At 72.2% G+C, this 7,150-nt stretch carries 5 protein-coding genes; 2 read left to right on the top strand and 3 right to left on the bottom strand.

Going from position 1 to position 7,150, the window contains the following annotated elements:
- Positions 1 to 180 precede the first annotated feature (180 nt).
- Positions 181 to 729 (bottom strand): MarR family winged helix-turn-helix transcriptional regulator, encoded by a 549-nt coding sequence (locus tag ACH4U7_RS45080; RefSeq protein WP_398533572.1) that lies wholly within the window; start codon positions 727 to 729, stop codon positions 181 to 183.
- Between the two features lie 148 nt (positions 730 to 877).
- On the opposite strand from ACH4U7_RS45080, the gene ACH4U7_RS45075 reads away from it, so the two are divergent.
- Positions 878 to 2,185, top strand: a complete 1,308-nt coding sequence (locus tag ACH4U7_RS45075; RefSeq protein WP_398533582.1) for an MFS transporter — start codon at positions 878 to 880, stop codon at positions 2,183 to 2,185.
- Positions 2,186 to 2,389: 204 nt separating this feature from the next.
- Here ACH4U7_RS45075 and ACH4U7_RS45070 read toward each other — a convergent pair whose 3' ends face one another.
- Together ACH4U7_RS45070 and ACH4U7_RS45065 are read right to left on the bottom strand one after the other, a co-directional pair.
- Complete coding sequence (locus tag ACH4U7_RS45070) at positions 2,390 to 4,402, bottom strand: SpoIIE family protein phosphatase (RefSeq protein ID WP_398533571.1); 2,013 nt, start codon at positions 4,400 to 4,402, stop codon at positions 2,390 to 2,392.
- Between the two features lie 265 nt (positions 4,403 to 4,667).
- On the bottom strand, positions 4,668 to 5,975 hold the full coding sequence (locus tag ACH4U7_RS45065) for an NAD(P)/FAD-dependent oxidoreductase (protein WP_398533581.1): 1,308 nt from the start codon (positions 5,973 to 5,975) through the stop codon (positions 4,668 to 4,670).
- 368 nt (positions 5,976 to 6,343) lie between these two features.
- Here ACH4U7_RS45065 and ACH4U7_RS45060 point away from each other — a divergent pair, with 368 nt between their 5' ends.
- Positions 6,344 to 7,072, top strand: coding sequence for a TetR/AcrR family transcriptional regulator (locus tag ACH4U7_RS45060; protein ID WP_398533570.1), 729 nt, complete (start codon positions 6,344 to 6,346; stop codon positions 7,070 to 7,072).
- Positions 7,073 to 7,150 lie beyond the last annotated feature (78 nt).

The following is a 7,150-nucleotide window of genomic DNA, read 5'->3' as shown; positions in this document are numbered from 1 at the left end:
TAATCGAGCCTCCCGGACGAATTCCGGGCACGCCGAAATCCATCCCGATGAGGGGCCGTGCAGTAGTGGTTTGCGCCGATGCGGCGCGAGCGGCTACCGAAGAACCGTTAAGGCTCCGTGGCAGCTCGGAGTACATTACGCATCGCTCCGGTGCGTGTCAAACACCCCCGGCGTGCGATGTCAGTCCAGGTCACTCAGCCGTCCGCCGGCGTCCGGCTGGGTCTCCTCCACACGGCGCAGGACCCGCATCAGCATCTCGCCGAACGCCGCGCGCTCCTCGCTCGACAGGTCCTGGAGAAGATCTTCCTCAAAGACGGACGCCATCCGCATGGCCTCCAGCCACTTCTCCCGGCCCTCGGCTGTCAGCTCCACGATGACGCGCACCCGATTGGCCTCATCGCGCTCGCGCGTGACCAGACCGTCGCTCGCCATGCGGTCGATGCGGTGGGTCATCGCGGCCGGGGTGAGGCCGAGCCGCTTGGCGAGGTCGCCGGGGCCCAGTCGATACGGGGCTCCGGAGACGACGAGGACCTTCAGCACCTCCCACTCGGCGTTGCTGATGCCCAAGGTCGCGGTCTGGCGGCTGTACGCGACGTTCATCCGCCGATTGAGCCGGCTGAGGGCGCTGACGACCTGCTCCACCTGCGGGTCCAGATCCTGGAACTCGCGCTGGTAGGCCGCGATCTGCTCCTCGAGGCTCGGCTCGGCCGGGCCGGGGGTCTCAGACATGCCGCGCAGTATGGCACGTAACCCATTCGCGTTGAAGTCCTTCGCCATGTACTCTTTAGCTTCGAACTTTACTGTTGAAGTCTTGATGCTTCGACTGTTCGAAGTTCTCCTACTCGTCATCGAACGTTTTCGACCTAGGCAGGTGAGTGTGACCACCGCGATGGGCGCTGCGCTGCGCCGGATCCAGCTGGGGAACGCGCTGAGCGCGTTCGGCAACGGCTTCACCGTTCCGTTCCTGTTCGTCTATGTGGCGCAGGTGCGGGACCTGGGCGCGAGTACCGCGGGCATGGTGCTCGCGGTGTTCGCCGTCGCGGCGCTGGCCGTGCTGCCCTTCACCGGTCGGGTGATCGACCGGCGAGGGCCGCTGCCAGTGGCCTTGGCGGGTGCCGTGGCCTCGGCCTTCGGGTCCATGGGACTGGGGCTGGCCGCCGACGAGGCGTCCGTCATCGCCGCGGTGGCCCTGCTCGGAGCGGGGATCGCGGTGATCCAGCCCGCCCTCGCCACCATGATCGTGTGGTGCTCGACCACGACCACCCGTTCGCGCGCGTTCGCCACCCAGTTCTTCCTCAACAACCTCGGCCTCGGCGTCGGCGGGCTGCTCGGCGGGCTGCTGGTCGATCCCTCCGAGCCGTCGAGCTTCGTCCGGCTGTTCGCGATCGAATCGGTGATGTTCCTGGTGCTGGGCGCTGCCGTGGCGACCGTACGACTGCCAGCGGTTTCGAAGCTCGACCCGGCGTCGGCCGTGGGAAAACGATCCGGAGGCGGCTGGCGGGCCATGCTGCGTAACCGGGCCATGGTGCAGCTGTGTGTGCTGGGCTTCGTGATGTTCTTCGCCTGCTACGGGCAGTTCGAATCAGGGCTGGCGGCGTTCGCGGTGGAGGTCGCCCATATCTCGCCCGCGATGCTCGGCGCCGCGCTGGCGGCGAACACGATGGCCATCGTGCTGGCGCAGTTCGTCGTGCTCCGGCTGGTCGAGGGGCGGCGGCGCAGCCGGGTCATCGCGCTGACCGGGCTCGTCTGGACGGTGGCCTGGCTGGCGGCGGGGGCCTCCGGTCTGGTGCCGGGCAGCCAGGCCGTCGCGACCGGCGCGATCATCTCGTCGTACGCGCTCTTCGGGCTCGGCGAGGCGATGCTGTCGCCGACCGTCGCCCCGCTGGTGGCCGATCTGGCGCCGCCGACCATGGTCGGGCAGTACAACTCCGGGTTCGCCCTGGTCAAGCAGCTGGCGCTGGCCGTCGGCCCGGCTGTGGGCGGACTGATGGCCGGGGCCGGGATGTACGTGGCGTACATCGCGATGCTCGTCGGCTGCTCCCTCGGCATCGCGGCGCTCGCGCTGCGGCTGGGCGGGCGGCTCACGGCCCGCCAGGACAACCCGCTGCGCGGCGTCCAGGAGGCCACGGTGCCCGCGCAGCGCGTGGAGTCGGCGGCGGTGGAGCCGGTGACCACCGCGGCCTGACGGTCGGGGCGGCGGCTCGACCGTCGGCCTGGCGCCGCGCCCGCGCCAGACCGTCGGTCCGGCGCTTGTGGCGGGCCGACGGTCTGGCGCTTGTGGCGGGCCGACGCGCCGGAGCCGCGTATCAGGCCCAAGCCCTGCTCACCCTCACCCCGTCCCTCCGCCGGAGGGACGGGGTTCCGTCGCTCACCCTGGGCCGCGGGCGGTCTACCCCGCCGGGAGGGCGAACTCGCACCACACCGCCTTGCCCCCGCCCGGTGTGCGGCGCGAGCCCCAGGACGAGGCGATGGTCGCGACGATCGAGATACCGCGCCCGGCCTCGTCCGCCGGCTCGGCGCGGCGGCGGCGCGGCAGATGCTCGTCCCCGTCCGTCACCTCGATGATCAGGCGGCGGTCTGTACGACGCAGCCGCAGGCGCATCGGCGGCACGCCGTGCTGGAGCGAATTGGCGACCAGCTCACTGGCGGCGAGCACACCCAGGTCGCGCAGCTCCATGGGGAAGCGCCAGCTGGCGAGGACGCCGGACGCGAACGCCCGCGCCCGAGGGGCCGCCTCCACACCGCCGAGGAGATCCAGGGCCGCGTTGTGGAACAGCTCGGCGTCATGGCCGGTGCGGGCGGGGTGCTGCAGGACCAGCACGGCCACGTCGTCGTCGTGCTCCGCGGTGATGCCGAGCGCCCGGATCAAGCGGTCGCACATCACCTGGGGCGTGCCCGTGGCGCCCGCGAAGACGCGCTCCAGCGCGGCGACGCCCTCGTAGATGTCCTTGTCGCGCCGCTCCACCAGCCCGTCGGTGTACAGCACCGCGCTGGAGCCGGGGCCGAAGGGGAGCGAGGCCGAGGTGTGCAGCCAGCCGCCGGTGCCCAGCGGTGGTCCGGTGGGCTCGGCGGCGCGGCTCACGGTGCCGTCCGGGTCGCGGACCAGGATCGGCAGATGGCCCGCCGAGGCGTAGACCAGGCGGTTCTCGTTCGGGTCGTGGACGGCGTAGACGCAGGTCGCGATCTGGCTGGGGTCGATCTCGGCGGCCAGGCCGTCCAGGAGCTGCAGGACCTCGTGCGGGGGGAGGTCGAGGCGGGCGTACGCGCGGACGGCGGTACGCAGCTGGCCCATCACGGCGGCGGCGCGGACGCCGCGCCCCATGACGTCCCCGATGACCAGGGCGGTACGGCCGGCGCCGAGCGTGATGACGTCGTACCAGTCGCCGCCCACAGCGGCGTCCGTGCCGCCCGGTTGGTATGTGGCGGCGACCCTGAGGTCGTCGGGCTGCTCGAGCTCCTGCGGGAGGAGGCTGCGCTGGAGGGTGACGGCGGCCTGGCGCTGCAGGCGCTCGCTGGCGCGCAGCCGCTCGGCGGCCTCCACCTGGTCGGTGACGTCGGCGCCGAAGACCAGCACGCCGCGCAGCCGGGGCTGCTCGGCCCTGGGGCCGAGCATCGACGGCGCCTGGCCCGTACCGGGTGCGGCCACTGGGGCAGCGGCATCCGCGACAGTCCCGGCATCCGCCTCGGTGTGGGTCACCGTATCGGCATCGGCCTCGGGCGTACTGCTGGACGCGCTGTCGGGCCCGGAGGATGCGGCGGCAGGAGCCACGGCCGGTGCCAGAGCCGGAGCGGGCAGCGGGGCGGCCATCTCGATCGGGGAGCAGGTGAAGGTGTAGTAGCCGTGGCGCACCCGGCCGCCCGCGCTCGCCGGGCTCGCGGCCCCGGAGCCCGCTGCCGCCGCCTCAGCGCCCGGCGCGGCCCCGGCCCTCGCCCCGGAGACGCGCCGGGACTTGACCGTACGCGGCCGACCGCTGCGCAGGACCTGGTCCATGAGCGGCAGCAGCCCCAGCTCCTGCAGCTCGGGCAGGGCCTGGCGGGCGGCGGCGCCTGGGGTCCGGGCGCCGAAGATGGCCGTATAGGAGTCGTTGACGTACGCGATGCGGTGATCGGGGCCGTAAACGACGGCGACCAGGGCCGGGACCTGGCCGAGGACGTCATGGACGGACAGCCCGTCGAGGGTGGGGACGGCGGTGGGGAGCCCGTCCTCCAGGGCCTGGGCCGCCGCGCCCGGCGGCGGCTCGCCGCGGTCCGAGGGGTCGGAGCGCTCGCCCCGGGCAGCCGGGACTGAGCCGCTGCCGCCGCCCGCGGCCGCGGGCTGGGGCCGCCGCGCGGCGCGGTCGGCCCGGGCGGCGGTGCGTCGCTGTGTTCGGGGAAGCCGGGCGCTCCAGCGTGTGAAGTTCACCGGGGGTTACCTCGCGAGGTTGTGGCTGAGCGGCGCGCCGGCGCGGGGGTACGGAAAGGGTGTGGGTGCGGGGGGACGGCCCCCAGGGGAATGCAGCAAACTTCCGAATCCTCGCGATTGTCACTCTTTGCAGGTACGAGCCCACCCATGGTCACACGTCCAGTGTGACCGACCGGACTGACATCCGTGAGACGCCGGTCGGGTGGGGGCAGTTCCCGCCTCCGCTCCAACGGGCCGAACGGGCCCGAACCGGCGTCGGCTGGCGTCAACTGGCCTCGGGATGGCGGCCGGTGTCGGCGGCGAGCTTGAACTCGGCCCGCGGGTTCTCCAGCGACCCGAGCGAGACGATCTCCCGTTTGAAGAGCCCCGACAGGGTCCACTCGGCCAAAACGCGCGCCTTCCGGTTGAAGGTCGGCACCCGGCTGAGGTGATAGGCGCGGTGCATGAACCAGGCGGGGTAGCCCTTCAGCTTCCGCCCGTACACATGGGCGACGCCTTTGTGGAGGCCGAGGGAGGCCACCGAGCCGGCGTATTGGTGCTCGTAATCCTTCAGCGGCCGGCCGTGCAGGGAGGCGATCACGTTCTCGGCGAGCACCTTCGACTGGCGCAGCGCGTGCTGGGCGTTGGGGGCGCACTCCTTGCCGGGCTCCTCCGCCGTCAGGTCCGGGACCGCCGCGGCGTCGCCCGCGCTCCAGGCGTGCTCCACTCCGTCCACATGGAGGGCGGCGGTGCACTTGAGGCGGCCGTGCGCGTTCACCGGGAGGTCGGTGGAGGCCAGGATGGGGTGCGGTTTGACCCCCGCGGTCCACACCAGGGTGCGGGTGGGGAAGCGCGAGCCGTCGCTCAGCGCCGCGACCCGGTCCACACAGGAGTCGAGGCGGGTCTCCAGCCGTACGTCGATATTGCGGCCGCGCAGCTCCCGGACCGCGTACTTGCCCATCTCCTCCCCGACCTCCGGGAGGATGCGGCCGGTGGCCTCCACCAGGATCCACTTCAGGTCCTCGGGCGCGATGTTGTGGTAGTAGCGGACGGCGTAGCGGGCCATGTCCTCGAGCTCGGCGAGCGCCTCGACGCCCGCGTATCCGCCGCCGACGAAGACGAAGGTGAGCGCGGCGTCCCGGACATCGGGGTCCCGGGTGGAGGAGGCGATGTCCAGCTGCTCCAGGACGTGGTTGCGCAGGCCGATGGCCTCCTCCACGGTCTTGAAGCCGATGCCGTGGTCGACCAGGCCGGGGACCGGGAGGGTGCGGGAGACGGAGCCGGGCGCCAGTACGAGCTCGTCGTAGTGGATCTCGACCGCGCCCGTGCTCTCCTCGGCAGTGGCGAGGGTTTTGATCGTCGCGGTGCGTTTGCCGTGGTTGATCGCCACGGCCTCGCCGATCACGACCTGGCAGCGGGGCAGGATGCGACGCAGCGGCACGACGACATGGCGTGGCGAGATCGATCCGGCCGCGGCCTCCGGGAGGAACGGCTGATAGGTCATGTACGGCTCGGGGTCGACCACGATGACCTGTACGTCGCCTTGCCCCAGCTCCCTCTTCAGCTTCCGCTGGAGGCGCAGCGCGGTGTACATCCCGACGTAGCCACCGCCGACAACGAGAATGCGCGCAGGTTCCTTCACCCTCCCATGAGGCACGCACAGCCGCGGTTTGTCCACAGGCCCGACGAATTGTGTGACCGGCGGCTTCGGCGCGCCCCGCCGCGCCCATTCGGTCAAGCGTACGGAAGGTGCGCAGGTCAGTAGGGGGGCGCGAGGTAGTGGGCGGGTGGGGAAGCGGTGATGGGCGGTGCGGTACTCCGAACGGGGGTCGATCTGTCCGGACCTACCCCCTTCTTTCTTGACCGGCGCTCAACTATGTTCGTACTCCGTCGGGGTCGTGACTGCCCCGGCGTTCTGGGCGGGGAGTCTCCGGGGGGAGACGTCATTACCGGGGGATCACTATGCAGCTTCAGGGTTCTCATTGGTCGTCAGCCGTCGCATCGGTGGACGGTGCCGGCGGCCGGAACACTCCGCTGCGCGTGGACGCGCAGCGCAATCTCGAGCATGTGCTGCGGGCGGCGCGCGAGGTCTTCGGGGAGCTGGGGTACGGCGCTCCCATGGAGGACGTCGCGCGGCGCGCGCGGGTCGGGGTGGGCACCGTCTATCGGCGCTTCCCCAGCAAGGACGTCCTGGTCCGTCGCATAGCCGAGGAGGAGACCGCCCGGCTGACCGACCAGGCGCGCGCCGCCCTCGGCCAGGAGAACGAGCCATGGTCGGCGCTGGCCCGGTTCCTGCGCACCTCGGTGGCCTCCGGCGCGGGCCGGCTGCTGCCGCCCCAGGTGCTGCGGGTCGGGGTCGAGGTGGAGGCGGAGGTCCGGGTGCCGCAGCAGCGGCAGGTGGGGTTAGCCGACCCTCCCCAGCCGGAGCTGCGGCTGGTGGAGCAGCCCAGCCCCGTCGTCCCGGGCGGCCCTGACGACGCGGGCGCCGCGGCGCTGCTGGAGGTCGTCGGGCAGCTGGTGGACCGGGCGCGGGAAGCGGGCGAGCTGCGGCCGGACGTGACGGTGGCCGACGTACTGCTGGTGATCGCCACGGCGGCGCCCTCGCTGCCGGACGCGGTGCAGCAGGCGGCGGCGTCGGCGCGGCTGCTGGACATCCTCCTGGACGGGCTGCGGTCGCGCCCTGCGGGGTGACGCGCCCTGCGGGGTGACACGCGTTCTGAGGGGTGACACGCGCCCTGGGCTGGGCAGCGGTCATCTGGGCTGGGTAGT

This window comes from Streptomyces sp. NPDC020845 (assembly GCF_044334165.1).
GTDB lineage: Bacteria > Actinomycetota > Actinomycetes > Streptomycetales > Streptomycetaceae > Streptomyces.
This window is presented reverse-complemented; position numbering and strand designations above follow the sequence as displayed.

Excerpts from the sequence above, each read along its gene's own strand:
- ACH4U7_RS45080 (WP_398533572.1), bottom strand. The coding sequence starts at position 729 with ATGTCTGAGACCCCCGGCCCGGCCGAGCCGAGCCTCGAGGAGCAGATC.
- ACH4U7_RS45065 (WP_398533581.1), bottom strand. The coding sequence starts at position 5,975 with ATGTACACCGCGCTGCGCCTCCAGCGGAAGCTGAAGAGGGAGCTGGGG.
- ACH4U7_RS45060 (WP_398533570.1), top strand. The coding sequence starts at position 6,344 with ATGCAGCTTCAGGGTTCTCATTGGTCGTCAGCCGTCGCATCGGTGGAC.